The organism is Pseudomonas sp. 58(2021), from assembly GCF_017491585.1.
Classification (GTDB): Bacteria; Pseudomonadota; Gammaproteobacteria; order Pseudomonadales; family Pseudomonadaceae; genus Aquipseudomonas; species Aquipseudomonas fluorescens_BT.
On record NZ_JAFGYZ010000017.1, the window covers coordinates 1 to 26,202 of the forward strand.

22 protein-coding genes are annotated in these 26,202 nt (G+C 61.0%); 9 read left to right on the forward strand and 13 right to left on the reverse strand.

Annotation, left to right across the window (positions count from 1 at the left end; translation table 11 throughout):
* Positions 1-686 precede the first annotated feature (686 nt).
* Genes J5M72_RS19580 through J5M72_RS19595 form a run of 4 tightly spaced genes read left to right on the forward strand, consistent with a single transcriptional unit; the run spans position 687 to position 3,661 of the window.
* Positions 687-1,352, forward strand: coding sequence for an amino acid ABC transporter permease (locus tag J5M72_RS19580; protein WP_007918712.1), 666 nt, complete (start codon positions 687-689; stop codon positions 1,350-1,352).
* Positions 1,333-1,992 carry an amino acid ABC transporter permease gene (locus J5M72_RS19585; RefSeq protein WP_207866824.1) on the forward strand — a complete coding sequence of 220 codons (660 nt, stop codon included), beginning with the start codon at positions 1,333-1,335 and terminating at the stop codon, positions 1,990-1,992. The genes J5M72_RS19580 and J5M72_RS19585 overlap by 20 nt, the downstream gene beginning before the upstream one ends.
* Positions 1,989-2,786: an amino acid ABC transporter ATP-binding protein gene (locus J5M72_RS19590; RefSeq protein ID WP_207866825.1), complete on the forward strand. Its 798-nt coding sequence runs from the start codon at positions 1,989-1,991 to the stop codon at positions 2,784-2,786. Before J5M72_RS19585 ends, J5M72_RS19590 begins: the two co-directional genes overlap by 4 nt.
* Positions 2,783-3,661 carry a transporter substrate-binding domain-containing protein gene (locus tag J5M72_RS19595; RefSeq protein ID WP_207866826.1) on the forward strand — a complete coding sequence of 293 codons (879 nt, stop codon included), beginning with the start codon at positions 2,783-2,785 and terminating at the stop codon, positions 3,659-3,661. Before J5M72_RS19590 ends, J5M72_RS19595 begins: the two co-directional genes overlap by 4 nt.
* Positions 3,662-3,883: 222 nt before the next feature.
* Here the strand turns inward: J5M72_RS19595 and J5M72_RS19600 are convergent, their stop codons facing one another.
* Positions 3,884-5,044, reverse strand: coding sequence for an AAA family ATPase (locus J5M72_RS19600; protein ID WP_207866827.1), 1,161 nt, complete (start codon positions 5,042-5,044; stop codon positions 3,884-3,886).
* 203 nt (positions 5,045-5,247) lie between these two features.
* Here J5M72_RS19600 and J5M72_RS19605 point away from each other — a divergent pair, with 203 nt between their 5' ends.
* The 4 genes from J5M72_RS19605 to J5M72_RS19620 all read left to right on the forward strand — a co-directional run bounded on the left by J5M72_RS19605 (position 5,248) and on the right by J5M72_RS19620 (position 12,817).
* Positions 5,248-6,351 (forward strand): efflux RND transporter periplasmic adaptor subunit, encoded by a 1,104-nt coding sequence (locus J5M72_RS19605; RefSeq protein ID WP_207866828.1) that lies wholly within the window; start codon positions 5,248-5,250, stop codon positions 6,349-6,351.
* Entirely contained in the window at positions 6,348-7,412 is a 1,065-nt protein-coding gene (locus tag J5M72_RS19610) for an efflux RND transporter periplasmic adaptor subunit (RefSeq protein WP_207866829.1), read from the forward strand. The genes J5M72_RS19605 and J5M72_RS19610 overlap by 4 nt, the downstream gene beginning before the upstream one ends.
* On the forward strand, positions 7,409-10,474 hold the full coding sequence (locus tag J5M72_RS19615) for an efflux RND transporter permease subunit (protein ID WP_207866830.1): 3,066 nt from the start codon (positions 7,409-7,411) through the stop codon (positions 10,472-10,474). The genes J5M72_RS19610 and J5M72_RS19615 overlap by 4 nt, the downstream gene beginning before the upstream one ends.
* A gap of 90 nt (positions 10,475-10,564) precedes the next feature.
* Positions 10,565-12,817 carry a glycoside hydrolase gene (locus tag J5M72_RS19620; protein WP_207866831.1) on the forward strand — a complete coding sequence of 751 codons (2,253 nt, stop codon included), beginning with the start codon at positions 10,565-10,567 and terminating at the stop codon, positions 12,815-12,817.
* A 3-nt stretch (positions 12,818-12,820) separates the two neighbouring features.
* Here J5M72_RS19620 and J5M72_RS19625 read toward each other — a convergent pair whose 3' ends face one another.
* The 12 genes from J5M72_RS19625 to J5M72_RS19680 all read right to left on the reverse strand — a co-directional run bounded on the left by J5M72_RS19625 (position 12,821) and on the right by J5M72_RS19680 (position 24,872).
* Positions 12,821-13,447 (reverse strand): class I SAM-dependent methyltransferase, encoded by a 627-nt coding sequence (locus J5M72_RS19625; protein ID WP_207866832.1) that lies wholly within the window; start codon positions 13,445-13,447, stop codon positions 12,821-12,823.
* A gap of 48 nt (positions 13,448-13,495) precedes the next feature.
* On the reverse strand, positions 13,496-14,140 hold the full coding sequence (locus J5M72_RS19630) for a methionine ABC transporter permease (protein WP_207866833.1): 645 nt from the start codon (positions 14,138-14,140) through the stop codon (positions 13,496-13,498).
* Entirely contained in the window at positions 14,130-15,254 is a 1,125-nt protein-coding gene (locus tag J5M72_RS19635; protein WP_207866834.1) for an ATP-binding cassette domain-containing protein, read from the reverse strand. Before J5M72_RS19635 ends, J5M72_RS19630 begins: the two co-directional genes overlap by 11 nt.
* Positions 15,255-15,256: 2 nt before the next feature.
* Complete coding sequence (locus tag J5M72_RS19640) at positions 15,257-16,066, reverse strand: MetQ/NlpA family ABC transporter substrate-binding protein (RefSeq protein WP_207866835.1); 810 nt, start codon at positions 16,064-16,066, stop codon at positions 15,257-15,259.
* Between the two features lie 13 nt (positions 16,067-16,079).
* Positions 16,080-17,444 carry an LLM class flavin-dependent oxidoreductase gene (locus tag J5M72_RS19645; RefSeq protein ID WP_207866836.1) on the reverse strand — a complete coding sequence of 455 codons (1,365 nt, stop codon included), beginning with the start codon at positions 17,442-17,444 and terminating at the stop codon, positions 16,080-16,082.
* Positions 17,444-18,637 (reverse strand): SfnB family sulfur acquisition oxidoreductase, encoded by a 1,194-nt coding sequence (locus J5M72_RS19650; RefSeq protein ID WP_207866837.1) that lies wholly within the window; start codon positions 18,635-18,637, stop codon positions 17,444-17,446. The genes J5M72_RS19645 and J5M72_RS19650 overlap by 1 nt, the downstream gene beginning before the upstream one ends.
* Before the next feature lie 24 nt (positions 18,638-18,661).
* Entirely contained in the window at positions 18,662-19,903 is a 1,242-nt protein-coding gene (locus J5M72_RS19655; protein WP_207866838.1) for an SfnB family sulfur acquisition oxidoreductase, read from the reverse strand.
* A 209-nt stretch (positions 19,904-20,112) separates the two neighbouring features.
* A complete protein-coding gene (locus J5M72_RS19660) occupies positions 20,113-20,877 on the reverse strand; it encodes a hypothetical protein (RefSeq protein WP_169428382.1) in 765 nt (254 codons plus the stop codon).
* A gap of 473 nt (positions 20,878-21,350) precedes the next feature.
* Entirely contained in the window at positions 21,351-22,100 is a 750-nt protein-coding gene (tcyN, locus tag J5M72_RS19665) for an L-cystine ABC transporter ATP-binding protein TcyN (RefSeq protein ID WP_169428383.1), read from the reverse strand.
* A gap of 4 nt (positions 22,101-22,104) precedes the next feature.
* Positions 22,105-22,770 (reverse strand): cystine ABC transporter permease, encoded by a 666-nt coding sequence (gene tcyL, locus J5M72_RS19670; protein ID WP_169428384.1) that lies wholly within the window; start codon positions 22,768-22,770, stop codon positions 22,105-22,107.
* Positions 22,770-23,570, reverse strand: a complete 801-nt coding sequence (gene tcyJ / locus J5M72_RS19675; protein ID WP_207866839.1) for a cystine ABC transporter substrate-binding protein — start codon at positions 23,568-23,570, stop codon at positions 22,770-22,772. The genes tcyL and tcyJ overlap by 1 nt, the downstream gene beginning before the upstream one ends.
* Before the next feature lie 297 nt (positions 23,571-23,867).
* Complete coding sequence (locus J5M72_RS19680; protein ID WP_207866840.1) at positions 23,868-24,872, reverse strand: D-cysteine desulfhydrase; 1,005 nt, start codon at positions 24,870-24,872, stop codon at positions 23,868-23,870.
* Positions 24,873-25,062: 190 nt separating this feature from the next.
* On the opposite strand from J5M72_RS19680, the gene epsC reads away from it, so the two are divergent.
* Positions 25,063-25,989 (forward strand): serine O-acetyltransferase EpsC, encoded by a 927-nt coding sequence (gene epsC, locus J5M72_RS19685; RefSeq protein ID WP_169428387.1) that lies wholly within the window; start codon positions 25,063-25,065, stop codon positions 25,987-25,989.
* Positions 25,990-26,202 lie beyond the last annotated feature (213 nt).

Genomic DNA, 26,202 nt, shown 5'->3' on the forward strand with positions numbered 1-26,202 from the left:
ACGTAGCTGCACGGTAGACACCTCTTCCCAAGACACAGGCCATCTCCTTCGCGATGAGCAATGTGTCTATTTAAAAGTGTCCACCATGTCTCCGAACACCTGTCCACCATGTCTCCGGTACATACACCCGGGGGGAGAGGGGACTGATTGGGGGATGCTGTAGAGGTACGCCGACCTGATTATTCTTCACCGAATCCATAATCGGCTCGGTTTTTCAGGTCGATGTCTGTCGAAAGACAACTCTGTCGGCTCCCTCTCCCAGGGGGAGAGGGGTGGGCGGGCGGCGTTCCGATGAGGGGGCTTTTCGCGTTTGATCTACGCGGTGTGTTTCAACGCTCTGCGCAAAGCCACCAGCCATTTCACGAAATCCTGCGGGTCCGGTCGCTGCGGCACTTTTACGTCCATGTTTTCTTCCTTGTTATGAGTTCAGCCGGGGGAGTCTGGCCAAAAGCTGTTCGTCCTTGGAGGGCTATTACGAAAAAAAGATCCTTCCTACAGCGAAAGGAAAAATAGCCTTCTTATTCTGTCGCGGCAAACCCGCAGGATAGTTTTTTGTGTGATATCAATATGCTTTATCGGTATTTAAATTCTGATTTTTATACCTTTAAAGTCGGTGCTTGCAGGACGGCTATCCGCTGTCCATGGACTGCACCACCGTCGCTTACCGAGCGACGTCAGGATGTTTCATGACCTTCGATTACGCATTTATCCTCAGCACCCTGCCGGCGTTTCTCAAAGCCGTGGGTGTGACGCTGCAGGTCGGTTTGATCGCCATCGGCACCTCGCTGCTGGTGGCTTTGCTCAATGCGACGATTCTGGTGTTTCGCACGCCTTACCTGCAAAAACTGGTCGGGCTCTATGTGGAACTGGCGCGCAACACGCCGCTGCTGATCCAGCTGTTTTTCGTCTACTTCGCGCTGCCGGCGCTGGGGATCAAGGTTTCCGGTTTCACTGCGGCGATCATCACCATGACGTTTCTCGGCGGCGCCTACCTCACCGAAGTGCTGCGCGCCGGCGTCGATGCGGTGCCCCAGGCGCAGCTCGAATCGGGCCGCTCCATCGGCCTGTCCCACGGCCAGTTGCTGCGCTACGTGATCCTGCCGCAAGCGGGGATCCTCAGCCTGCCGTCGCTGTTCGCCAATTTCATTTTCCTGCTCAAGGAGACCACCGTGGTCTCGGCCGTGGCGGTGCCGGAGATTCTCTACACCACCAAAAGCTACATCGCGCTCTACTACAAAACCTACGAAATGCTCGCCGTGCTGACGCTGATCTGCGTGCTGCTGTTCCTGCCGCTGTCGCTGCTGTTGAGCCGTCTGGAAAGGAGGCTCCAGCATGGCCAGTTCGGGTCTTGAACTACTCTGGGTGTCCTTGCCGCAACTGGCCAAAGGCGCCGGGCAAACCCTTTCGATCTCCTTCCTCAGTATCGCCATCAGCACCGTCGGCGGCGTGCTCTACGGCGTGCTGCGCACGCTCAATGTGACGTGGCTGAACGCGGTGCTGCGGGTTTATCTGGAACTGTTCCGGGCGATTCCGGTGCTGGTCTGGTTGTACCTGCTGTTTTTCGGTCTGCCGATTTTCTTCGGCCTGAGCCTGCCGAGCTTCTGGTGCGCGGTGCTGGTGCTGTCGCTGTGGGGCGCCAGCGAGGTCGGTGAAGTGGCGCGGGGTGCGCTGCATTCGTTGCCGCGCGGGCAGCGTGAGGCGGGGTTGTCGATCGGTCTGAACGCGGCGCAGCTCTACGGCTACGTGCTGCTGCCCCAGGCGCTGAAGCGCATGACGCCGCCGACCATCAACGTCTACACGCGGATCATCAAGACCAGTTCGCTGGCGGTGCTGATCGGTGTGGTGGATGTGATCAAGGTCGGCCAGCAGATCATCGAGCGTACGTACGAATCGGTGCTGATCTACGGCGCGCTGTTTCTGTTTTTCTTTTTCATCTGCTACCCGCTGTCGGCCGCCTCGCGTGTGCTGGAGCGGCGCTGGACGCAAGCATGAGCGCATTGATCGAGTTTCAGGGCTTCAACAAATTCTTCGGCGAACAGCAGGTGCTCAAGGGCATCGACCTGCAAGTGAAGTCCGGCGAAGTGATCGTCATTCTCGGCCCCAGCGGCTGCGGCAAAAGCACTCTGCTGCGTTGCCTCAATGGCCTGGAAACCGCCCACAGCGGCCACCTGAAATTCGCCGGTCGCGAGTTGCTGGACAAGTCCACCGACTGGCGCGAAGTGCGTCAGCAGATCGGCATGGTGTTCCAGAGTTATCACTTGTTCCCGCACATGAGCGTGCTCGACAATTTGCTGCTCGGTCCGCTGAAAGTGCAGAAACGCGAACGCCGCGAAGCACAACAACAAGCCGAAGCATTGCTCGAACGCGTGGGCCTGTCGGACAAGCGCGACGCCTTCCCGCGACAGCTCTCCGGTGGCCAGCAGCAACGCATCGCCATCGTCCGCTCGTTGTGCATGAACCCGCGGGTCATGCTCTTCGACGAAGTCACCGCCGCCCTTGATCCGGAGATGGTCAAGGAAGTGCTGCAAGTGATTCAGGGCCTGGCCCGCGAAGGCATGACTCTGCTGATCGTCACCCACGAAATGGCCTTCGCCCGCGCGGTGGCCGATCGCATCGTGTTCATGGACGCCGGGCGCATCCTTGAACAGAACCCGCCCGAGCTTTTCTTTACGAACCCGCAAACCGCACGCGCGCAGCAGTTCCTGGAGAAGTTCTCCTACGTCGAAGCCCTGCCTTCAACGACCTCGCCCAAAACGACCCAAACCAAGGAACTGGAACTGCCATGAAAACTGCCAAAGCCCTATTCGCATTACCGCTGATCAGCCTCGCGCTGCTGGCCGGCTGCAACAAGACCGAAGAACCGGCCAAGCCGAAAGTCGCCAGCGAAAGCACCGCGCCAGCGGGTTACCTGGACAAGATCAAGGCCCGCGACAAACTGATCGTCGGCGTATTCACCGACAAACCGCCGTTCGGCTTCGTCAATGAAGCTGGTCGCTATGTCGGCTTCGATACCGACATCGGTCGTCAATTCGCCAAGGATCTGCTGGGCGATGAAAACAAGGTCGAGTTCGTGGCCGTGGAACCGGCTAGCCGCATTCCATTCCTGCAAAGCGACAAGGTGGACCTGATCCTCGCCAACATGACCGTGACCCCGGAGCGCAAGGAAGCGGTGGAATTCACCAACCCGAACCTCAAGGTTGCGGTGCAGGCGCTGGTGCCGCAGAGCAGTGATGTGAAAAAGCTCGATGATCTGGCAACCCGCACCACCATCGTCACCACTGGCACCACGGCCGATATCTGGCTGACCAAGAACCACCCGGACTGGAAACTGCTGAAGTTCGAGAAAAACTCCGAGTCGCTGCAAGCCCTGGCCAACGGCCGTGGCGATGCCTACGCGCAGGACAATCTGGTGCTGTTCAGCTGGGCCAAGCAAAACCCGGGCTACCGTGTGCTGGACGAAAAACTTGGCGCCGAAGCGCCGATTGCACCGGCGGTGAAGAAGGGCAACATCGAACTGCGCGATTGGGTGAATACGGAGCTGGCCAAGCTTGGGGAAGAGAAATATCTGCTGAAACTGTATGACCAATATGTGCGTAAAGAGCTGAGTGATGACACCAAGCCTGAGAGTGTGATTGTCGAAGGTGGGAAGTGGCAGGGTTAATTGTCTGATAGTCCGCAGTGAACCCTCCCCCTCACCCCAGCCCTCTCCCCGGAGGGAGAGGGAGCCGACCGAGGTGTGTTGCGTCCTGCATCGACCTGAACGACCGAGTTGACTATGGATTCAGTACAGCAAGATCAGGTCGGCGTAACTCTTGAGCATCCCCCAATCGGTTCCCTCTCCCCTGGGAGAGGGCTAGGGTGAGGGGCTCTTCAACTGGCACACCTAATCCGGCCAATTCCACGCCGGCTCATCCAGAACCCTCTGCCCGACTATTCCCGTCTGACCGAGGGTTTTTTCCAGCACGATGCAATTGCATTCCGGGTCTTGCTGCAATGCCGAAATCAATCGTCGGGCATGTGACACCACCCACACCTGACACTGCTCCGAGACCCGGATAATCAGACGTGCCAGCGCCGGCAGCAGATCCGGATGCAGGCTGGTTTCCGGTTCGTTCAGCACCATCAGCGAAGGCGGGCGTGGTGTCAGCAGCGCGGCGACCAGCAGCAGATAACGCAACGTGCCATCCGACAGTTCCGCCGCCGACAACGGCCGCAACAAGCCTTCCTGAAAGAACTCGATGGCAAAGCGTCCGCCCGCCAGCGGCGCGATGTTCAGCCGTGCGCCGGGAAAGGCATCGCTGATCGCCGCCTGCAACGCCTCGGGATCGCCGATCTCGCGGATGGTCTGCAACGCTGCTGCCAGATCCCGCCCGTCGTGATGCAGCACCGGCGTGCGCGTGCCCAGTTGCGGCTGGCGCACCGGGGCGTCGGCGTCGCTGCGAAAGTGATCGTAGAAGCGCCAGCGGCGGATGAACTCGCGCATCTGGAACACTTCCGGCGAGGTGCGCAGGCTGCCGACCTGATCGAACAGGCTGTCGAAGTTCGGCGTGTATTGCGCCAGAACATCCCAGCCACGACCTTCACGGGCACGGATCATCGGCCCGTCGCGATCCACCAGCAGACTGGCCGGACGATAGAGCGGCCCGGCCCAGATGCATTCCTTTTTGATTTCCGGGTCGAGGGAAAAGAACGAAAGGCTTGGCTCCGGCAAACCCAGGGCAATTGAATAGCTGAAGTCCTCCCCGGCAAACCCCAGACGCAGGCGTTTCACACCCTGGCGCACGGTGGACTGGATCGGTACTTCACCGTTGCGCATGCGCCGGCTGATGGTTTCCGGCCCGGCCCAGAACGTTGAGTCGAGCCCGCCCTCACGGGCCAGCGCATTGACCACGCCGCCCTGAGCGGTTTCCGCCAACAGCCGCAGCGCCCGATACAGGTTGGACTTGCCGCTGCCGTTGGGGCCGGTGATCAGGTTCAGCCGACCCAACGGAATCACCAATTTATTGATCGAGCGGTAATTGGCCACCGCGAGGGTCTTGAGCATTGAATCCTCGTTGATCGTTCCCACGCTGTGCGTGGGAATGCATCTGCGTCAAAGGCAGACGCGGAGCGTCCATGGCGGCGTTACCACGCACAGCGTGGGAACGATCACAGGGAGTATAAGATTCGCGCATGCAGACTCGGAACCCTGTTCTAAGCTCACAGTCGTATCGTCACTTGCACGTTCGTACACAGGAAGGAGTCTGCATGGCGAGTCCCGGAATGAAAACAGTGGTCCTGCTGAGCGTGCTCGCTTTGCTCGCCGCTTGCGGCGAAAAAAAGGCTCCCCAGGAGTATCTTCCGCGAGTCTTTGTGCAAGAGGTCAAGCCGGCGGACTACGCGGCGTCGGTGACCCTCACCGGTGACGTTCAGGCCAGGGTGCAGACCGAACTGTCGTTCCGGGTCGGCGGCAAGATCATCCAGCGCATGGTCGATGTCGGTGACCGCGTCTCGGCCAGACAGGTACTGGCCAAGCTCGATCCCAAGGATTTGCAGACCAACGTCGATTCCGCCCAGGCCCAGGTGCTGGCCGAGCAGGCGCGAGTCAAACAGAGCGCTGCCGCGTTCGTCCGCCAGCAGAAACTGTTGCCCAAGGGCTACACCAGCCAGAGCGAATACGATTCCGCGCAGGCGGCGTTGCGCAGCAGCCAGAGTGCCTTGAGCGCGGCTCAGGCGCAGCTGGCCAACGCCAGGGATCAACTGAGCTACACCTCGCTGATCGCCGACGCGCCGGGTGTCATCACCGAGCGTCAGGCCGAAGTGGGTCAGGTGGTTCAGGCCACAGCGCCGATCTTCAGCCTGGCCCGGGACGGCGATCGCGACGCGGTATTCAACGTGTACGAGTCCCTTTTGGCCGAGCGGCCGGCAGAGCGTTCGATTGTCGTCAGCCTGCTCGACAACCCGGCCATCAAGACCACCGGCACCGTGCGCGAAATCACCCCGGCGGTGTCGGCGCAATCCGGCACGGTGCAAGTCAAGGTCACTCTCGACAGTCTGCCTCAGGGTATGCAGCTTGGCTCGGTGGTCAGTGCCACCGCAAAAGGCTCCGGCAAATCGGCGGTGGAGCTGCCCTGGTCGGCGCTGACCAAAAACATCAGCGAGCCGGCGGTGTGGATGGTCGACGACAAGGGTGAGGCGCAACTGCACAACGTCACTGTCGGTCGTTACCTGACCGGGCACGTGATCATCAGCGAAGGCCTCAAGGGCGGCGAAAAAGTGATCGTTGCCGGTGGGCAATTGCTGCATCCGGGGATGAAAGTCGAGATCGCCGAGAACACCTACAAGGAACTGCAACCGGGAGCACAGCCATGAAGCCTTTATGGGTGTTGTCCATCGGGCTGCTGCTGGTTGCCTGTTCCAAGAGCGAGCCGCCGCCCGAACCGGTGCGGCCGGTGTTGTCGATCAAGGTCCAAGCGCTGAACGAGGAAACCCTCGGTCGTTTCGCCGGCAGCATTCAGGCGCGCTACGAGAGCAACACCGGTTTCCGCGTCGGCGGTCGGATTGCCAGCCGTAACGTCGACGTGGGTGCCGAGGTGGAGAAGGGCACCTTGCTCGCCACCCTCGATCCGTCCGACCAGCAGAACCAGTTGCGCTCGGCCCAGGGCGATCTGGCGAAAGTCGAGGCGCAACTGATCAACGCCCAGGCCAACGCCCGGCGTCAGCAGGCGCTGTTTGATCGTGGTGTCGGCGCCCAGGCGCAACTGGACATCGCCACCACGGATTTGAAAACCACCCAGGCGTCCCTCGACCAGGCGCGGGCGGCAGTCAACCAGAGCAAGGATCAACTCGGCTATACCGAGCTGCGTTCCGACCACAAAGCCGTGGTCACGGCGTGGAACGCCGAGGCCGGGCAAGTGGTGACGGCCGGCCAGCAGGTGGTGACGCTGGCACAACCGGATATCAAGGAAGCGGTGATCGATCTGCCGGACACGCTGGTTGATCAGATCCCCAGCGACGTGGTGTTTCTGGTGGCCGCACAACTTGATCCGAGCATCAATACCACGGCGGTCATTCGTGAAATCGAACCCCAGGCGCAAAGCGCCACGCGCACCCGTCGTGCCCGGTTAACCCTGGCCAGCACGCCACCCGGATTCCGCCTCGGCACGGCAATCAGCGTGACCCTCAGTTCGGCGATCAAACCGAGAATCGAATTGCCTGCGACGGCCTTGCAGGAGGTCGACGGCAAAACCCGGATTTGGGTGATCGACCCGCAAAGTAAGACCGTCGCCCCGCGTGACATCAGCGTAACCAGCCGCACCGACAGCACCGTGGTGCTGGCCGGCGGAGTCAAGTCCGGCGAGCGTGTGGTCAGCGCCGGCGTCAACAGCCTCAAATCCGGACAAGCCGTGAAACTCGACGAGGACAGTCAATGAAAGGGTCTTTCAATCTCTCCGAATGGGCCCTCAAGCATCAGTCTTTCGTCTGGTATCTGATGTTCGTCGCATTGCTCATGGGGGTGTTTTCCTACTTCAATCTGGGGCGCGAGGAAGACCCGTCGTTCACCATCAAGACCATGGTGATCCAGACCAAATGGCCGGGCGCGACCCAGGAGGAAACGCTCAAGCAGGTCACCGACCGCATCGAGAAAAAACTCGAAGAACTCGATTCCCTCGACTACGTGAAAAGCTACACCCGCCCCGGTGAGTCCACGGTCTACGTGTACCTGCGCGACACCACCAGTGCCAAGGACATTCCGGAAATCTGGTACCAGGTGCGCAAGAAGATCGACGACATTCGCGGCCAGTTTCCCCAGGGGATTCAGGGGCCGGGATTCAACGATGAGTTTGGTGACGTGTTCGGCTCGGTCTATGCCTTCACGGCCGATGGTCTGACGATGCGGCAACTGCGCGACTACGTGGAACAGGCGCGCGCCGAGATCCGCAACGTGCCGGGGCTGGGCAAGATCGAGATGGTCGGCCAGCAGGACGAAGTGATCTACCTGAACTTCTCCACCCGCAAGCTGGCGGCGCTGGGCATCGATCAACGCCAGGTGGTGCAGAGCCTGCAATCGCAGAACGCCGTGACCCCGGCGGGTGTGATCGAAGCCGGGCCCGAGCGGATTTCGGTGAGAACCTCCGGGCAGTTCGCCTCGGAAAAGGACTTGGCGGAGGTCAATCTCAAACTCAATGACCGCTTCTATCGTCTGGCCGACATCGCTGAAATCAGCCGTGGCTACGTCGATCCGGCAACCCCGGAATTTCGCTTCGACGGCAAGCCGGCCATCGGTCTGGCGATCGCCATGCAGAAGGGCGGCAACGTCCAGGCCTTCGGCAAGGCGCTGCACGAGCGCATCGATCAGCTCACCGCCGACTTGCCGGTGGGTGTTGGCGTGCACACCGTTTCCGATCAGGCGGTGGTGGTGGAAGAAGCCGTCGGCGGCTTCACCAGCGCGTTGTTCGAAGCGGTGATCATCGTGCTGGTGGTCAGTTTCATCAGCCTTGGCGTTCGAGCCGGACTGGTGGTGGCGTGCTCGATTCCGTTGGTGCTGGCCATGGTGTTCGTCTACATGGAATACAGCGGCATCACCATGCAGCGGATTTCCCTTGGAGCGCTGATCATCGCCCTCGGGCTGCTGGTGGACGACGCGATGATCACCGTGGAGATGATGGTCACGCGCCTGGAAATGGGCGAGACCAAGGAGCAGGCCGCGACGTTTGCCTACACCTCCACAGCGTTTCCGATGCTCACCGGTACGCTGGTGACCGTGGCCGGTTTCGTGCCGATCGGTCTCAACGCCAGCTCCGCCGGTGAGTACACCTACACGCTGTTTGCGGTGATCGCGGTGGCAATGATTGTGTCGTGGGTGGTGGCGGTGTTCTTCGCGCCGGTGATCGGCGTGCACATCCTCAGCACCAACGTAAAACCCCACGAAGCGGAGCCGGGGCGTATCGGGCGAGCGTTCAATCACGGTTTGTTGTGGTCGATGCGCAACCGCTGGTGGTGCATCGGCATCACCGTGCTGTGCTTCGTGCTCGCGGTGTTTTGCATGCGCTTTGTGCAGAACCAGTTCTTCCCGTCTTCCGACCGTCCGGAAATTCTGGTCGACCTCAACCTGCCGCAAAACGCCTCCATCGATGAAACCCGCAAGGCCGTCGACAAACTCGAAGCCACGCTCAAGGGCGACCCGGACATCGTGCGCTGGAGCACTTACATCGGCCAGGGTGCGATCCGTTTCTACCTGCCCCTCGACCAGCAATTGCAGAACCCGTACTACGCGCAACTGGTGATCGTCAGCAAAGACTTCAAGGCCCGCGAAGCCTTGAGCCAGCGCCTGCGAGATCGTCTGCGCAAGGACTTCGTCGGCATCGGCAGCTACGTGCAGGCCCTGGAAATGGGCCCGCCGGTGGGGCGCCCGATTCAGTACCGGGTCAGCGGCAAGGACATCGATCAGGTGCGCAAGCACGCCATCGACCTCGCCACTGAACTGGACAAGAGTCCGCACATCGGCGAGATCATTTACGACTGGAACGAGCCCGGCAAGGTCCTGCGCATCGACATCGCCCAGGACAAGGCGCGTCAGCTCGGACTGTCCTCGGAGGATGTGGCCAACCTGATGAACAGCATTGTCAGTGGCTCGCCGCTGACTCAGGTCGACGACGATATCTACCTGATCAATGTGGTCGGGCGGGCGGTGGATTCCGAACGCGGCACACCGGAAACCCTGCAGAACCTGCAGATCGTCACGCCCAACGGTACGTCGATTCCGCTGCTGGCCTTCGCCACCGTGCGCTATGAACTGGAGCAGCCGCTGGTGTGGCGTCGCGACCGTCTGCCGACCATCACCATCAAGGCCTCGGTGCGCGATGAAATCCAGCCGACCGACCTGGTGAAAGTCCTCAAACCGACCATTGACGCCTTCGCCGCCAAGCTGCCGGTGGGGTACAAGGTCGCCACGGGCGGTACGGTCGAAGAGAGCGGCAAGGCCCAGGGGCCGATTGCCAAGGTGCTGCCGCTGATGCTGTTCCTGATGGCGACTTTCCTGATGATCCAGTTGCACAGCGTGCAGAAGCTGTTCCTGGTGGCCAGTGTCGCGCCGCTCGGGCTGATCGGCGTGGTGCTGGCGCTGGTGCCGACCGGTACGCCGATGGGCTTCGTGGCGATCCTGGGGATTCTGGCGCTGATCGGCATCATCATCCGCAACTCGGTGATCCTCGTGACGCAGATCGAAGAGTTCGAGCACAAGGGCTACTCGCCCTGGGATGCGGTGGTGGAAGCGACCGAGCACCGGCGCCGGCCGATTCTGCTGACCGCCGCAGCGGCGAGCATGGGCATGATCCCGATCGCCCGGGAAGTGTTCTGGGGCCCGATGGCCTACGCGATGATCGGCGGGATTGTGGTGGCGACACTGCTGACGCTGCTGTTCCTGCCGGCGCTGTATGTGGCCTGGTACAAGATTCGCGAGCCGAAGAAAGACGCTTCGACATCGGCACATTAAGTCCGCTTGTTACATATTTGCGAAGGGCCTGACTTACAGCGTCGGCGTATTCGGTTAACGTCCCTCCTCCTTTAGGAGAAGGGACGTCTGATGCTTACCGTTACCTGCTGGCTGCGCGCGCTATTGCTGATTGCCGGTTTATGCCTGTCGTCCCTGTCCTGGGCCGACACGCTATTGGAAAACTCGCTGTGGCGCGTGCAACTCGATCCGGCAACGCTGGCTGTCCATATCACCCCTGCGGGCCGTGAGACGGTGCTGGCGTCGACGGGGATTGCCCCGCACAAGGTCAGTCAGTTGAGCAAGCGCAACAACCGCCTCGACTGGCAATGGGATGACGGAGCCTGGTCCCTCAGCGCCACGCTCGATGAGCGTGATCTGTCCTTCTCGATCACGGCGCGTGAGCCCGCAGAACTGGAATTTCTGCGTCAGCCTGCCCGCGCGATGGGCAAGGGGCTGGTCTGGCCACTGGCCGAGGGGCACTACGTGCCGCGCGGCGATCCGGTGTGGCAGGCATTTCTGTTGAATCAGGGTGAATTCAATACCACTCAGGACCTGAGTTTGCCGCTCTGGGGTGTTGAACATGACGGATTCAGCCTGCACTGGCTGATGACCAATCCCTACAACAATCGGCTGCTGTTCAGTGCCCAAGGCAAGGCGTTGGCACTGTCGGCCCGGCATCGCTTCACGTCACTCGAACCATCGGCGCCATTGACGTTCACCCTGTTCCTCGGGGTGGCCGACCCGTTGGCCGGCGCCAAGCGCTACCGGCAGTGGCTGATCGATAACGGTCGTTATGAAACCTTGAGCAGCAAATTCACGAAAACACCTGAGGCGAGGCGACTGCCCGGCGCCAGTCATCTATACCTGTGGGGCAACGACCTGCTGGGGGCCAAAGATGTGCGCAGTTGGCCCATGCTGCTCGACATCTTGCGCGGTGGTGGCTCGCTGGCCAGTGGCCTGAAAGCGGGAATGGATCGTGAGGCGTTGCAGATCCTGGCCACTGGCGGGGAGTTGAACCGCTATCAGAAAAAAGTGCTTTTGCGCGGTCTCAATCACTCCCTGAATACCCTGGCGCGCAAGACCTGGCAGGCCCGGGCAGTGCCGGACATGCAGGCTCTGGTCAACGGTTACGCTGATGTACGCGCACAAGTGGCAGCCCACCTCGGTGAGGCGCTGACCCCCGACCCCGAGCGCTGGGGCAGCACGTTTTCGCTGGATACGATCAAGCAATTACAGAACGCCGGGCTGTCCCGTTTGTGGTTGGGACTGGGTGAGGGCTGGGAGGGCGGACTCTGGCACCCCGAGACGATCAAGGCAGGCGTGGCGGCGGGCTATCTGATCGCACCGTACGATTCCTATGAAACGGCGCTGAGCCGTGGTGAGAATCCTGATTGGACCACCGCACATCTGGGGGACAGGGCAAATCTTGAGTGTGCAATCGTGAAGAGCGACGGAACGCTGAAAAGCGGCTTCCAGCAATCGGGGCATTACACCGACCCTCGCTGCGTGCGGCCGCTGCTTGAGCAACGGGTCGCGGCCATTCGCGACGCCGCCGGTTTCAACAGCTGGTTTCTCGATGCCTATGCCACCGGCATGCTGTTCGACAGCTACCGTCCCGGGGCAACGATGACCCAGGCACAGAATGCCGAAGGCAACATCGGGGCATCACGCTGGATCAATGAAGTGCTGAAGCTGCCCGCCGGCTCGGAGGATGGCAACGCAACGACCGCGCAAGGCGTGTTGTTCGCCCATGGCATGCAGACGCCGGTGATCGGTTGGGGCGACGTCGAAATGAGCAAAAAACCCGAATCCAGGTACTTTGCAGGCAAGTGGTATCCGCCGGAGCAGCCCGAGGTTTTCTTCAAACCTGTGCCGATCAAAGAGTCGTTGCGGCGTATTCACTTTGATCCGGCCAGCCGTTTGCCGTTGTATCAGGCGGTGTTCCATGGCTCGGTGATCACGTCCCACCATTGGCTGTTCGATAGCCTGAAACTGACCAATGTACGGGCGGACAACGAACTTGCGCAGTTGCTCTACAACGTTGCGCCGCTGTATCACCTCAGTGTCGACACGCTTGCGCAGCGATTGCCGCAGATTGCCCGTCAGGATGCGTTCTTCCGGCCTTTGCATGAACGTCTGGCGACCCAGGCCCTCACCGGTTTCGAATGGTTGAGCGCGGACCGGCTGGTTCAGCAGACATCCTTTGAAGACGGCACGCGCTTGTTGGCCAACTTTGATGTGCAGGCGCACGAGGTACAGGGGCAGATCCTTCCCGGGCGGAGCATCACGGTGCGCTCGCCGGAGAGTGCACCTGCCTTGTATCAGGTTGAGACAGGGCCCTGAGTCTCAGATCTTGCGCCAGACACTCGCCAGCCAAGGCTGTTGCTCACGCGGCAGCCCCGTCGGCCGGTAGTAATGCTCCAGCTCGACGAACCCGGCAGCGGTCAACAATCCGCGCCAGGCTTCAAGATCGTGATACGAGCCGTAACGCGGCCCGTTCCAGCCTTCACGGTTATCCCCGCGCGGGTTGGAACTGAACAGCACGCCGCCCGGTTTCAATGTCCCGTGCAACTGCTTCAAGACTCGTGGCAATTCCTGCAACGGCACATGAAACAGCACCGCGTTGGCGAAGATGCCGTCGAAGCGTTCTGCCGGCAGATCCAGCTTCAGGAAATCCTGGCACCACACCTCACAGCCACTGTCCTCCCGAGCCATCTGCGCGAATTTTTCCGCACCGTCGAGGCCGACGGCTATGTGACCCATCCGTGTGAATGTCTGCAAATCCCGCCCCGGCCCACAGCCGAAATCGAGGATGGAAAACGGCGCGTCACCCTGGATGTGGCGCAGCAGGGCGTCGATGTTCTGGCTGACATCGTGATCGCGGGTGCCTTCACGAAAGTCCTCGGCCACTGAGTTGTAGTGGCCGAGGGTGGTGGAGGTGATCTGTTCCAGATCGGTGGGGGTCTGTTTCATGGTCGGGCTGCGCTGGCAATGGATGTTGCCGACTATACGCCATGCAGTTCAGCGCTTGTTCAACCCCCGCGCCAGACGATCGCCGCCCAGCTGAATCAGCGCCACCAGCGCCACCAGCAGCACGATCACGGTCAGCATGATCTGACTGTCGAAACGCTGATAACCATAGCGATAGGCGATGTCACCCAGCCCGCCGGCGCCAATCGCTCCGGCCATCGCCGAGGAGTTGATCATCGTCACCAGCGTAATGGTGAACCCGCCAACGATGCCCGGCAGCGCTTCGGGCAACAGCACGTGCCAGACGATATGCCAGCGTCGGCAGCCCATGGCTTGCGCGGCTTCGATCAAACCGTGGTCCACCTCGCGCAGGCTCACTTCGGCGATCCGCGCAAAAAACGGCGTGGCCGCGATGGTCAGCGGCACAACGGCGGCCCATACGCCGTAGGTGGTGCCGACGATCAGCCGGGTGAACGGGATCAGCGCGACCATCAGGATCAGGAACGGAATCGAGCGAAACAGGTTCACGAATGCACCCAGAGCGCGGTTCAGAACTGGCGCTTCATAGATCCCGCCCTTGTCGCTGGTGACCAGAATCACCGCCATCGGAATCCCGGCGAGCAACGCGATCAGCGACGACACGCCGACCATCAGAAACGTATCGATGAAACCCTGCAGCAAGCGATCAAACCACATAGCCCAGCACCTCCGTGCGTTGCGCCCATTGGCCGGCACGCTGACGCAATTCCTCGGCGTTCAGCTTTGATCCCGCCACTGCCAGCAACAGTTGCCCTAGCGCGTGGCCCTGAATCCGTTCCACACCGCCCTGGAGCAATTTCACCCGGCCACCGAGCGCGGCGAACAGCGCGGCCAGATCCGGTTCATCCTGCTGGCGGCCGGTGAACTGCAAACGCAGCACCACAGATGCATCGGACGACGACGGTTGCGCCTGCAAACGGCTTTGCAACTCTTCGGGCAAGGCGTGTTGCAACGGCGCGAGCAAGGTCTGGCTGACCTCGTGTTGCGGGTTGCCGAACACTTCCCAGACCGGGCCTTGTTCGACGATGCGGCCATGTTCCAGCACGACGACGCGGTCGCAGATTTCGCGGATCACGGCCATCTCGTGAGTGATCAGCACGATGGTCAGGCCCAGGCGTTTGTTGATCTCGCGCAGCAGGCCGAGGATCGACTGGGTGGTTTCCGGATCCAGTGCCGAAGTGGCTTCGTCACACAGCAGAATGTCCGGGTCATGCACCAGTGCGCGGGCGATGCCGACACGCTGTTTCTGCCCGCCGGAGAGCTGCGCCGGATACGCCTTGTGCTTCGCTTGCAGGCCCACCAGCTCCAGCAGTTCGCGAACCTTTTTCTCCCGTTGCTCCTTCGGGACACCGGCGACTTTCAGCGGCAGCTCGACGTTCTGCCACACCGTTTTTGCCGACATCAGATTGAAGTGCTGAAAGATCATGCCGATCCGCCGCCGCAGGGCGACGAGGCGATCCTCGTCATACTCGCCGATGTCCACCTGATCGATCAGCACTCGGCCCGAGGTCGGTTGTTCGAGGCGGTTGATGGTGCGGATCAGCGACGACTTGCCGGCGCCGCTGCGGCCGATGATGCCGAACACTTCACCGCGCTGGATCGCCAGGTCGATGCCTTGCAGGGCTGCGACCGGGCCTTGCTTGCCGTCGTAGGTTTTGCCGAGCCCGATGAAGCGCACATGGGCGCGGTTCAGCTCGGGATGCAGTTCGGTGCGCTCCGCGAGCGCGGGTGGCTCTGGAAGATCCAGTCGCCGTTGGATGGCTGCGGTCATCCTCAGCTTTCCCAACCGGCCTGGTACAGCTTGCCATGGGCCTTGTCCAGCGCGGCGCGAACGGCCGGCGAATGCTGGTAGATGTCGACGAACTTGATCAGGCGCGGATCGGTTTTGCTTTTGGGCTGGATCACGAACTGGATCACGTATTCCTTGTGGTCGAGGCCGTCGAACAGCAGCGCGGAACCTGCGTCGAAGGTCTTCGCCAATCGGATGTAGGCCGGGTAGCCCTGGACCAGATCAGCGTCATCGTAGGCGCGCACCAGTTGCACGGCTTCGACCTGGAGGATCTTGATCTTCTTCGGGTTGGCGACGATATCGTCTTCGGTGGCCTTGTAGCCGACGCCCGGTTTCAACGTGATCAGACCGGCCTTGGCCAGCAGTTGCAGGCCGCGTCCGCTGTTGATCGGGTCGTTGGCGATGGCGACGCTGGCGCCCTCAGGCAACTCATCGAAGCTTTTGTATTTCTTCGAGTACAGGCCGACGTTGTTGATGATCCCCGGGGCAAACGGCACCAGGTCAAAACCGGAAGCAGCCTTGGCGTTTTCCAGGAACGGGATGTGCTGGAAGTAGTTCACGTCGATGTCACCGGCGGCGAGGCTGACGTTGGGCGCGATCCAGTCGGTGAACTCCACCAGCTCGACTTTCAGGCCTTGCTTGCCGGCCTCTTCGACGGCGGCTTCCAACGGAATCGCGAACGCGGCGGTGGTGCCGATTTTCAACGGCGCGTCGGCGGCGAAAATGGCCGAGCTGAACAGGCCGAAGGTCAGGGCCAGTGCTTTGACTGGGTGGGACAGGAGCTTCTTGGTCATGGTGGTTTTCCAGTCAGTGCGAGGAGGTGTGTCGGTAGTGGGCGCCCGTGTGTTGCTCCGGCAAGTGCGCTTCGCCGTGAAACAGTTTTTCCCGCAGGCTGCCGGTGTCGTACGCGGTCTTGTACGAGCCGCGCCGTTGCAGTTCCGGGATCACCAGATCGATGAAATCCACATAGCTTTCCGGGGTGACGATGCGGGTCAGGTTGAAGCCGTCGAGACCGGTTTCGGCGATCCACGATTCCAGCTCATCCGCCACTTGCTGCGGGGAGCCGACCACGGTGATGTAGCGCCCGCCCAGAGCGTGCTGGTCGAGTAACTTGCGGCGGGTCCAGTCGTTGTTCTGCAAGTTCTTGGTGGCGGACTGGATCGCGTTGCTCTTCACGTACTGGATCGGCTCGTCGATTTCGTACTGGGAAAAATCGATCCCGGTGGAGGCCGAAAAATGCGCCACGCCCGCTTCGGCGCTGGCGTAGCTCAGGTACTCGGCGTGCTTGGCCCACGCCACTTCCTCGGTCTCGCCGACGATCACGTTGAGGCCCATGAACACCTTGATGTCCTCGGGATTGCGTCCGGCTTCGACGGCGCTGGCACGGACCTTGTCCACCTGCACTTTGGTCGACGGTTTGTTCTGGCCACTGATGAACACGCACTCGGCATGGCGTCCGGCGAACAGCAGTCCCCGATCCGAACTGCCGGCCTGGAACAGCACTGGCGTGCGCTGCGGAGACGGCTCGCACAGGTGATAACCCTCGACCTGATAGAACTCGCCCTTGTGCACGACCTTGTGCACCTTGTCCGGCTGCGCGTAGATCCGTTGCTGCGGATCGTTGAGCACCGCACCGTTTTCCCAGCTGCCTTCCCAGAGTTTGTAGAGCACTTCGAGGTACTCGTCGGCCTGGTCGTAACGCCGGTCATGCTCGACCTGCTCACTCAGGCCCATGGCCTTGGCGGCGCTGTCCAGATAGCCGGTGACGATGTTCCAGCCCACCCGCCCACGGCTCAGGTGGTCGAGGGTCGACATGCGTCGGGCGAACAGATACGGCGGCTCGTAGGTGAGGTTGGCGGTCAGGCCGAAGCCGAGGTTTTTGGTCACCGCGGACATCGCCGATACCAGCAGCAGTGGATCGTTGACCGGCAGCTGGATCGACTCTTTCAACGTGACGTCAACCGAGTTCTGGTAGACGTCGTACACGCCGACGATGTCGGCGATGAACAGTCCGTCGAACAGCCCGCGCTCCAGCAATTGCGCCAGTTCGGTCCAGTACTCGATGGTCTTGTATCGGGTCGAGGTGTCGCGGGGATGCGTCCACAACCCGTGGTTGATGTGGCCGATGCAGTTCATGTTGAACGCATTGAGCAGGATCTTTTTCTTGCTCATCAGATAGTCCCTCGCAGCGGAGGGTTTTCATCGTTGAGGTAGTAATTGCCCACCGCGTGATACTTCCAGCGTACTGGATCGTGCAGGGTGTGCACCCGGGCGTTGCGCCAGTGACGGTCGAGGCCGTGCTCGATCAGGGTGGCCTGGCTGCCGGCCAGTTCGAACAACGTGCTGCCGGCGGCCAGGGAGATTTCGGTGCTGATCGCCCGCGCTTCGGCGACGGCAATCGAGGCTGCTGCAACCGTCTCGGCGTTGGTCTCGGCCTGGGCCGCATCGAGGAATTCGCCGGCGCGTTCGAGAAGGGCTTCGGTGGCGTGCAGGCGGATACTCAGGTGGCCGAAGCTTTTGAGGGTCAGCGGGTCTTCGGTGGCCTTGTCATTCCCCGAATCGATCCATGGACGGGTCTTGCTGCGTACGAAGTGCAGCGCATCTTCGAAGGCGGCGCGGGCGATGCCGGTGTCGATGGCGGCGTGGAGGATCTGCGCCAGCGGGCCGACCGAGGTCGGGCGTTCGAAAGCACTCTGGAACGGGATGACATCTTCGGCGGCGACATACACGTCTTCGAACACCACCGAGCCGCTGCCGGTGGTGCGCTGACCGAAGCCGCTCCAGTCGTCGATCACGGTCAGGCCTTTGCTGTCACGCGGGACGAAGGCCAGTTGCTGCACGCCGTTTTCATCGACCACGGACGTTGGAATCCGTTGGGCGTAAATGGCACCGGTTGCATAGAACTTGCGGCCGTTGATGCGATAGCCGCTGCCGTCGCGTTTGAGGCTGGTGACACGGTCGTGGGCGGTCCTGGTGCCCAGTTCCGCCAGAGCATTGCCGAAGCGCTGACCAGCGAGGACTTCAGCGTAGAGACGTTGTTTCTGCTCGTGGCTGCCGTTTACCCGGAGCACTTCGAGGGCATAGAAATGGTTTTGCGGAATCTGCCCGAGCGAGCCATCGGCCCGGGCGATCAGGGCGATGACTTTGGCCAGCGTCACGTTGGACACGCCGGCGCCGCCGTACTCCTTGGGAACGCTGATGCCCCACAGGCCGGAGCGGGAAAACACGTCGAGTTCCGGCAGCGGCAGGCGGCGTTCGCGGTCGCGCAGGTTGCTGTCGCGCTGGAAGTCTTCGGCCAGGTCACTGGCCACGATCAGGGCTTGCTCGTCGCTGGTGATGACCGCGACGGGATGGGAAAAGGTCATAGGTTTTCTCCAGATGTCTGGTCGTCAGATCCAGGAATGGCGAGCCGGCAACTTGCCGTTGAGGCGCCAGGCGCCGACCGCGTGGTACTTCCAGCGCACCGGGTCGTGCAGGGTGTGCACCCGGGCGTTGCGCCAGTGACGGTCGAGGTTGAATTCGGCGAGGGTGGCGCGGCTGCCGGCCAGTTCGAAAAGCTTTTCACTGGCCAGCAGCGAGATCTCGGTGGTCAGCACCTTGGCTTCGGCCACGGCAATCGACGCGCGGGCGGCGGATTCGGCGGTGAGTGGTGCGGCGTGCACCTGATCCAGCACTTGCCCGGCCTTGCGCAGCAGCGCCTCGGCGGCGTGCAGTTCGATTTTCAGTTTGCCGATGTCGGCGATCACGTAGAGATCGTCGCTGGCGCGTTCGACCTTGGCATCGATCCACGGCCGGGCGCGGGTCTTCACGAATTCGATGGCGTCATCGATGGCGCCGCGGGCGATGCCGGCGTCGATGGCCGCTTGAATCAGCTGCGACACCGCGCCTTGGGTGTTGGGCTTTTCGTTGATCTTCCAGTTGTCCACCACAAGGCCAGCGTCGACTCGCACGTTGTGCAGCAGGATCGTTCCGCTGGCGGTGGTGCGCTGGCCGAAACCGGACCAGTCATCGACGATGCGCAGACCCGGTGTGCCACGGCGGACGAAGGCCAGCACTTGCTTGCCGTCATCGTTGAGTGCCTTGACCGCGACCCAGTGGGCGAACAGTGCGCCGGTGGAATAGAACTTCTGGCCGTTGATCACGTAGTCATCACCATCGGCGGTGATGCGCGCTTTCAGTTCCAGGGTGTCCTTGGTGCCGCGTTCCGGCCCGGCGTTACCGATGCGCCAGCCTTCGAGCACACTCTGCAACAGCTGCTGTTTCTGCGCTTCTGTGGCGCTGCCGAGGATCAGGTTGATGATGCCGAACTGGTTCTGCGGGATCTGCCCCAGTGCCGGGTCGGCCGCGGAAATGATCGCGAACACCTCGGCCAGGGTGACGAAGGAAACCTGCGGCCCGCCGTACTCGCGCGGGATGGCAATACTGCCCAGGCCGCTGCGGGTGAATTGCTCGATTTCTGCCCACGGGAGCTTGCGCTGACGGTCGCGTTTGGCGGCCTGCACGCGGGCGGCTTGCGCCAGTTCATGTGCAGCCTTGATGGCTTGAGCGTCGTTGCGCAGCACTTGTGCGGGCAACAACAACGGGGCGATGTCCAGATCACTCTGGACGTTTGCGTCTGCCAGACTGGACATCAGTGCCACTCCTTGGCTGCACGCAATGCCCTGGCGATCCGCACTGGGGTGATTGGGTTCCGGACCATGTTACCTACCTCACATCTCATGAAAAACGCCGCAAAAGTGCGGCGAACGAAAGAATGTCCGGTGGTCCGGTTCATATACCCTAAGCGCGTATAAAATTTAAATAAACTAACTTTTAGGAATATGCATAGAAGATCGAAAGCTCACTCGACTTTGCGCTCCGCAGCCATGGGAATTTGCCTCAAGGGCACTTTCAGATAAGGATTCACGCAGCCAATCTTCAGGGTGCGTGGCGGCGCCCAGCGCGAGTTGTTGCCCACTCGATCAATGACGCAGTAAGTCACATCCAGTCGCAGGTCTTCGCCCGCTTCGACGATGATTGCCGGCGGCACCCAGACCTGGATTCCCTGGCCGACATCGGCTTGCGTGACAGGGGGCAGATCCATCCGCGCATCACCCCAGCGCAGAGTGATTTCGTCGCCTTCGGCCATGTTCAGGTAAGGCTCGATGGTCAGAGGGACGCCGCGCTTGATCTGACTCGGGTTGACCCCACGCCGGCGGATAACGTCTGGAAGGCTGACCGGCAGCAGATACTGATTTTCTTCCTCGCATCCCGGCGCAGGTTGCCCGCCCGGGCAGTCGAGCTTGACCTCAAACCGGGCGCTGGGAGACAAGGTCGGGTTTCTTCCGACCTGCATGACCCGGTAATGCACGCAGGGTGAACCGTTGACAATGAAGCTCTCGGGTACCCGCAGGCAAATCGTGCTTCCGACATCCCCGGCATTCAGCACGCGGGAAGCGACGTAGCAGCCATCCCAGAACAGCTCGATCAAGTCGCCGCTGTCCATCTCGTCATACGGTTCGATTTCGAGCGACAGGTTGGCGGCCGCCATGAGGTTGATTCCGGTGCCATGGGTTTGCTCCAGGGCCGGCGGTGCCAATTTCGGGATGATTGAAATGCAGGTCATCGGTTTCTCTCCTTGAAGTCTTGCAGCGAAGTCCGTTTTCGAAAGAACGAATGGCGTGTATTACCCGGCAATAAAACTTTGGAGTCTCGTACAAGTTATAAAGGAACTTGTTGAACTAGCGTTTGCCGGTTGATGACTAGATAAGAGTTCGCCGGAAGAGGTGTCAAGCGAGCGGATTAGTTAATCCGTGAATTACCAGTTAATCAGAAACGTCCTACGTTGTTATAGCAATAGGACTAGGCGTGACAAGGAACCTGGCTACAGGTTTTGGCGGTTTTCAGCGTGTTTCGTCGGGTGCTCTTGTGAAGCGAGGAATCAACGTGCGACGAATTTTACGCACGGTGAAGTTGTTGCAGGACATATATATTTGCTGTCGTCGCAGGAGGGGGTTTGTTTGTGTTTTGAGGGGGTTTGCATGTCTGGCGAAATATCACTTCCATCCGTGGAAGTGAGCGGTTTGCACTTTTCAGTGCTCAGCCGTTGTTGCGGAACTTGCTGAGAAACTGTCGCGTGCGTTCTTCTTTCGGATTGGCAAACAACGCCTTGGCTTCGCCTTGCTCGACGATCACGCCTTTATCGAAAAACACCACGCGGTTGGCCACGTCACGGGCAAATGCCATTTCGTGGGTGACGATAACCATGGTGCGTTTTTCTTCGGCCAGACCGCGAATGGTCGCCAATACTTCGCCCACCAACTCGGGGTCGAGGGCCGAAGTCGGTTCGTCGAACAGGATCACTTCCGGTTCCATCGCCAGCGCCCGGGCAATCGCCACGCGCTGTTGCTGGCCGCCGGACAGGCGCCGTGGGTAGGCGTCTTCCTTGCCCGCCAGGCCGACCTTGGCCAGCAGCTTCTTGCCCAGGGCAATGGCTTCGTCGCGAGGCGTCTTCTTGACCACGATCGGGCCTTCGATGACGTTTTCCAGGGCGGTGCGGTGGGGGAACAGGTTGAAGTTCTGGAACACAAAGCCCACGTGCTGGCGCAGGTTGCGCACCAAGCTTTGCTGCTGGTTCAGCGGGCGGCTGGTATCGATCTCGATCTCGCCGACCTTGATCCGGCCGCTGGTGGGTTCCTCAAGGAAGTTCAGGCAGCGCAGGAACGTGGTCTTGCCCGAGCCGCTGGGTCCGATGATTGCCACGACCTCGCCTTCTTTCACTTCCAGATCAATGCCGTTGAGCACGACTTGACCCTTGAACTGCTTCGTCAGTTTTTCCACGACAATCATGGGGTCAGGACTCCTGGTCGTGCCGATTGACCCGCGCTTCCAGCTTGTTCTGGAAGTGCGACAGCACCGTGGCCAGAATCCAGTAGATCAGCGCGGCGGCAAGATACATGGTGAAGACTTCGAAAGTCCGGGCGGTAATCAGCTGCGCTTGACGGAACAGCTCCGGCACCTGAATGGTGGCGGCCAGTGCGGTGTCCTTGACCAGTGAAATGAAGCTGTTGCCCAGCGGCGGCAACGCCGTGCGCATGGCCTGCGGCAGGATGGCCCGGCGCAGGGTCTGCGCGCGGGTCATGCCGATGCTCGCAGCGGCTTCCCACTGGCCGCGTTCGATCGAACCGATCGCGGCACGCAGGATTTCACAGGCGTAGGCGGCCATGTTCAGCGAGAAGCCGATCAGCGCCGCCGGCAGCGGGTCGAGTTCCATGCCCAATTGCGGCAAGCCGTAATAGATCACGAACAGTTGCACCAGCAACGGCGTGCCGCGAAAGAACGACACGTAGATGCGGGCCAGCCAGCTGACCGACTTGAAGCGCGACAGGCGCATCAACGCCAGGCCAAAGCCCAGCAGCAGGCCGAAGAACATGCCGCCCAGGCTAAGGATTACCGTGTAGTACGCGCCCTTCAACAGGAAGGGCGCGGAGTCCAGTGCGAGTTGGAAAGCTTCTTCCATTATTGGGTGACGTCAGCGTTGAAGTATTTCGTGGACAGCTTCTCAAGGGTGCCGTCGGCGCGCAGTTCGTCGAGGGCCTTGTTCACGGCAGCCAGCAGTTCAGGCTCGCCTTTGCGCAGGGCAATACCGGCTTCCTGACGCGAGAAGGCTTCACCGGCAGCCACGGTTTTCGGCGCTTTCTTGGCATATTCCAGCGCAGCGAGACGGTCGATCAGAATTGCGTCGGTACGGCCGTTGTTCAGGTCGGCGAACTTGGTCGGATCATCGTCGTAGGTGCGAACGTCGGCACCCGGCACGTTGGCGCGGACCCACTGTTCGTAGTTGGTGCCCAGACCCACGCCGACTTTCTTGCCGGACAGGTCGGCCGCGGATTTGATGTTCAGCGCGGCTGCCTTGTCTTTCAGCACCAGCGCCTGAATCCCGGACACGGTGTACGGTTCGGAGAAGTCATACTTCTTCTTGCGCTCGTCGGAGATGGTCACCTGATTGACCACGACGTCCAGACGCTTGGATTCCAGGGCTGCGAGGATGCCGTCCCATTTGGTCGGCTGAATCTTGGCCTTGACGCCCAGCTTCTTGGCCAGGGCTTCGGACAGTTCGACTTCGAAACCCGACAGCTTGCCGTCGGCATCGACGAAGCTGAACGGTGGGTAAGTGCCTTCCAGGCCGACGTTGATAACGCCTTTGTCCTTGATCTGTTGCAGTTGCTCACCGGCAACGGCGCTGCTGATCAGGCCGGCGCTCAGTGCCAGGCCCAGCGAACCTACCAGCAGATTTCGACGTAGTGCGGAAAAAATCATGACAAGCCCCTGTGTTTTCTTATGGAAGACGCTTAAGGAAAGTTGGCGAATCCGGGAATTGGACGACAGCGCTATCCTGCCTTAAAGCAGCTTATGCGTCTCTCGCGAAATTCGCCTGCGGCGAGACTATATGACGGTTCTTTTAGAATGGAAAATAATGAATTTTCTTTTTGTTATTCTTAAATTGAATATGTGTTTTTGATATTCCGAACGTTCCCAAACGCTGCGTGGGAGCGTCCCGGGCTGCATTCCCACGCAGAGCGTGGGAACGAGCGCTGCAGTATGCGCGTCGACCTACTACAGAAAGTCCGTGTACGCGAACAACGCCGGGGCACCGCCGGTGTGCAGGAAGATGATCGGGCCGTCGTCGAAACGCCCGCGACCGATGCCGTCGAGCAGCCCTGCCATGGCCTTGCCGGTGTAGACCGGATCCAGCAGCACCGCGTCCTGGCTGGCCAGCAGTTTCACCGCTGCGAGGGTTCCAGCATTCGGCTCGCCGTAGCGCGGGCCGAAGTATTCGTCCCACAACTCGACCTTGAAACTCTCCGGCAGCGCCACGCCCAGCAGATCGGCGGTGCGTTCGGCCAGGCCTTGCACTTTCGGGCGCTGATCTTCTTCGCTGCGCGAAACCGTCACGCCGATCACCGGCAGTTGCGGCAGCGCTTCGCTCAAGGCCAGGGCCAGGCCGCTGTGAGTGCCAGCGCTGCCCGAGGCCAGCACCACGGCAGAAAATTGCAGGCCGGTGTCCTTGATCTGTTCAGCCAGCTCCAGACCGGCGCGTACGTAACCCAGCGCGCCGAGGGCGTTGGAGCCACCGATCGGAACCAGATACGGCTTCTTGCCGTTGCTGCGCAGGCGCACGGCGAGGGCCGCCAGTTGCTCGTCGGCGTTGTCGAGGTTGTCGACCAGCTCGACCTTGGTGTCGAACAGATCCAGCAGCAGGCGGTTGCCGTTGCCGGTGTAATTGACGTCGTCGGTGCCCAGCGGGTTTTCCAGCAGGGCTACGCAGCCCAGACCCAGTTTTGCGGCCAGCGCAGCGGTCTGGCGAACGTGGTTCGACTGCAGTGCGCCGGCGGTGATCAGGGTGTCCGCGCCTTGGGCGAGGGCATCGGCGGCGAGGTATTCGAGCTTGCGCAGCTTGTTGCCGCCCATGGCCAGTGGCGTCAGGTCATCGCGCTTGATGTAGACATCGCGACCGAGCCAGGTGGACAGGCGCTCGAGTTTTTCCAGTGGGGTCGGTTGGCCGAGCAGGTCGAGGCGATTAAAGCGGTCCAGCTGTTGTTTGATCGGTTGTGTGGACATGGTTCCGTATTGATGCAAGGAGATGTCAGGACTATAGGCACGCCGATTTACCGGGGCAACCGTCATTCGCTTATAGCCAAATGTGCTTAGGCCAGCACTATCGGTTCTTAATTCGCGTCCGATGCGTTGCCGTAAAGTAGTGGCCGTTGACGCGGCCAGACAGTCCGGCCGCCCGTGAGGAGTCTTTACCGTGAGCGAGCGTTCCAGCCATTGGCAATTGCAGACCATCGTCAGCCAACTGCGTACCGCCCGGGATCAATGGCGTACGCAAAATGGCCGCGCCAGCGGCGAGCAGGGCGGACGCGAGCTGCCGTCCCGTGATGCGATGGCGCAGATTCTCGAAGCCTTGTGCGGCGCGTTGTTCCCGATGCGTCTGGGGCCGGTGGACCTGCGTGAAGAAAGCGAGGATTTTTACGTCGGCCACACCCTTGATGTCGCGTTGAATGCATTGCTGGCGCAAGCACGACTCGAACTGCGTTACGTCGCCCGCCACAGTGCCCGGGACGACAGCGAAGTCGAGACACAGGCCATCAGGATCATTCAGGATTTCGCTCTGGCGCTGCCAGGCCTGCGCAGCCTGCTCGACACCGATGTGCTGGCCGCGTATCACGGCGATCCGGCGGCGCGCAGCGTCGATGAAGTGCTGCTGTGCTATCCGGGGATTCTGGCGGTGATTCACCATCGCCTGGCGCACCATTTGTATCGTGCAGGCCTGCCCCTGCTGGCGCGGATCAGTTCGGAAATCGCCCACTCGGCAACCGGCATCGATATTCACCCTGGCGCGCAGATCGGCCGCAGCTTCTTCATCGACCACGGGACCGGAGTAGTGATCGGCGAGACCGCGATCATCGGCGAGCGCGTCAGGATTTATCAGGCGGTGACCCTCGGCGCCAAACGCTTCCCGGCGGACGAGGACGGTCAGTTGCAAAAGGGTCACCCACGCCATCCGATCGTCGAGGACGATGTGGTGATTTACGCCGGCGCGACGATTCTGGGGCGGATCACCATCGGCAAAGGCTCGACCATCGGCGGCAACGTGTGGCTGACCCGCAGCGTGCCGGCCGGGTGCAACCTGACTCAGGCCAACCTGCAGCATGATGACGGGACGCAGAAGTAACGCTTGCACCTGATCGTTCCTGCGCAACGCGGGAACGATCGCTCTCACTAAAGCGTCATACCCCCTCTTGAGCTAGCGTACGAAAGGTACCGCTGAGCCCTGCGATTAGTCCTGAGCATGCTATCCATGTTTAACTTGAACGTTCATTCAAGTTAAACCGGTAGCTCGCTGCCCGCTCACAACAGGAGGCTTGCCTTTGCTGAGTCCGATCAT

What these genes read in the sequence shown, in the direction of transcription:
- J5M72_RS19580 (WP_007918712.1), top strand. Translation starts at nt 687, where the DNA reads ATGACCTTCGATTACGCATTTATCCTCAGCACCCTGCCGGCGTTTCTC.
- J5M72_RS19610 (WP_207866829.1), top strand. Translation starts at nt 6,348, where the DNA reads ATGAAGCCTTTATGGGTGTTGTCCATCGGGCTGCTGCTGGTTGCCTGT.
- J5M72_RS19650 (WP_207866837.1), bottom strand. Translation starts at nt 18,637, where the DNA reads ATGACCTTTTCCCATCCCGTCGCGGTCATCACCAGCGACGAGCAAGCC.
- tcyL (WP_169428384.1), bottom strand. Translation starts at nt 22,770, where the DNA reads ATGGAAGAAGCTTTCCAACTCGCACTGGACTCCGCGCCCTTCCTGTTG.
- J5M72_RS19635 (WP_207866834.1), bottom strand. Translation starts at nt 15,254, where the DNA reads ATGACCGCAGCCATCCAACGGCGACTGGATCTTCCAGAGCCACCCGCG.
- J5M72_RS19660 (WP_169428382.1), bottom strand. Translation starts at nt 20,877, where the DNA reads ATGACCTGCATTTCAATCATCCCGAAATTGGCACCGCCGGCCCTGGAG.
- J5M72_RS19600 (WP_207866827.1), bottom strand. Translation starts at nt 5,044, where the DNA reads ATGCTCAAGACCCTCGCGGTGGCCAATTACCGCTCGATCAATAAATTG.
- J5M72_RS19625 (WP_207866832.1), bottom strand. Translation starts at nt 13,447, where the DNA reads ATGAAACAGACCCCCACCGATCTGGAACAGATCACCTCCACCACCCTC.
- J5M72_RS19630 (WP_207866833.1), bottom strand. Translation starts at nt 14,140, where the DNA reads ATGTGGTTTGATCGCTTGCTGCAGGGTTTCATCGATACGTTTCTGATG.
- J5M72_RS19605 (WP_207866828.1), top strand. Translation starts at nt 5,248, where the DNA reads ATGGCGAGTCCCGGAATGAAAACAGTGGTCCTGCTGAGCGTGCTCGCT.
- J5M72_RS19585 (WP_207866824.1), top strand. Translation starts at nt 1,333, where the DNA reads ATGGCCAGTTCGGGTCTTGAACTACTCTGGGTGTCCTTGCCGCAACTG.
- J5M72_RS19590 (WP_207866825.1), top strand. Translation starts at nt 1,989, where the DNA reads ATGAGCGCATTGATCGAGTTTCAGGGCTTCAACAAATTCTTCGGCGAA.
- J5M72_RS19640 (WP_207866835.1), bottom strand. Translation starts at nt 16,066, where the DNA reads ATGACCAAGAAGCTCCTGTCCCACCCAGTCAAAGCACTGGCCCTGACC.
- tcyJ (WP_207866839.1), bottom strand. Translation starts at nt 23,570, where the DNA reads ATGATTTTTTCCGCACTACGTCGAAATCTGCTGGTAGGTTCGCTGGGC.
- J5M72_RS19620 (WP_207866831.1), top strand. Translation starts at nt 10,565, where the DNA reads ATGCTTACCGTTACCTGCTGGCTGCGCGCGCTATTGCTGATTGCCGGT.
- J5M72_RS19645 (WP_207866836.1), bottom strand. Translation starts at nt 17,444, where the DNA reads ATGAGCAAGAAAAAGATCCTGCTCAATGCGTTCAACATGAACTGCATC.
- J5M72_RS19655 (WP_207866838.1), bottom strand. Translation starts at nt 19,903, where the DNA reads ATGTCCAGTCTGGCAGACGCAAACGTCCAGAGTGATCTGGACATCGCC.
- J5M72_RS19680 (WP_207866840.1), bottom strand. Translation starts at nt 24,872, where the DNA reads ATGTCCACACAACCGATCAAACAACAGCTGGACCGCTTTAATCGCCTC.
- J5M72_RS19615 (WP_207866830.1), top strand. Translation starts at nt 7,409, where the DNA reads ATGAAAGGGTCTTTCAATCTCTCCGAATGGGCCCTCAAGCATCAGTCT.
- J5M72_RS19595 (WP_207866826.1), top strand. Translation starts at nt 2,783, where the DNA reads ATGAAAACTGCCAAAGCCCTATTCGCATTACCGCTGATCAGCCTCGCG.
- tcyN (WP_169428383.1), bottom strand. Translation starts at nt 22,100, where the DNA reads ATGATTGTCGTGGAAAAACTGACGAAGCAGTTCAAGGGTCAAGTCGTG.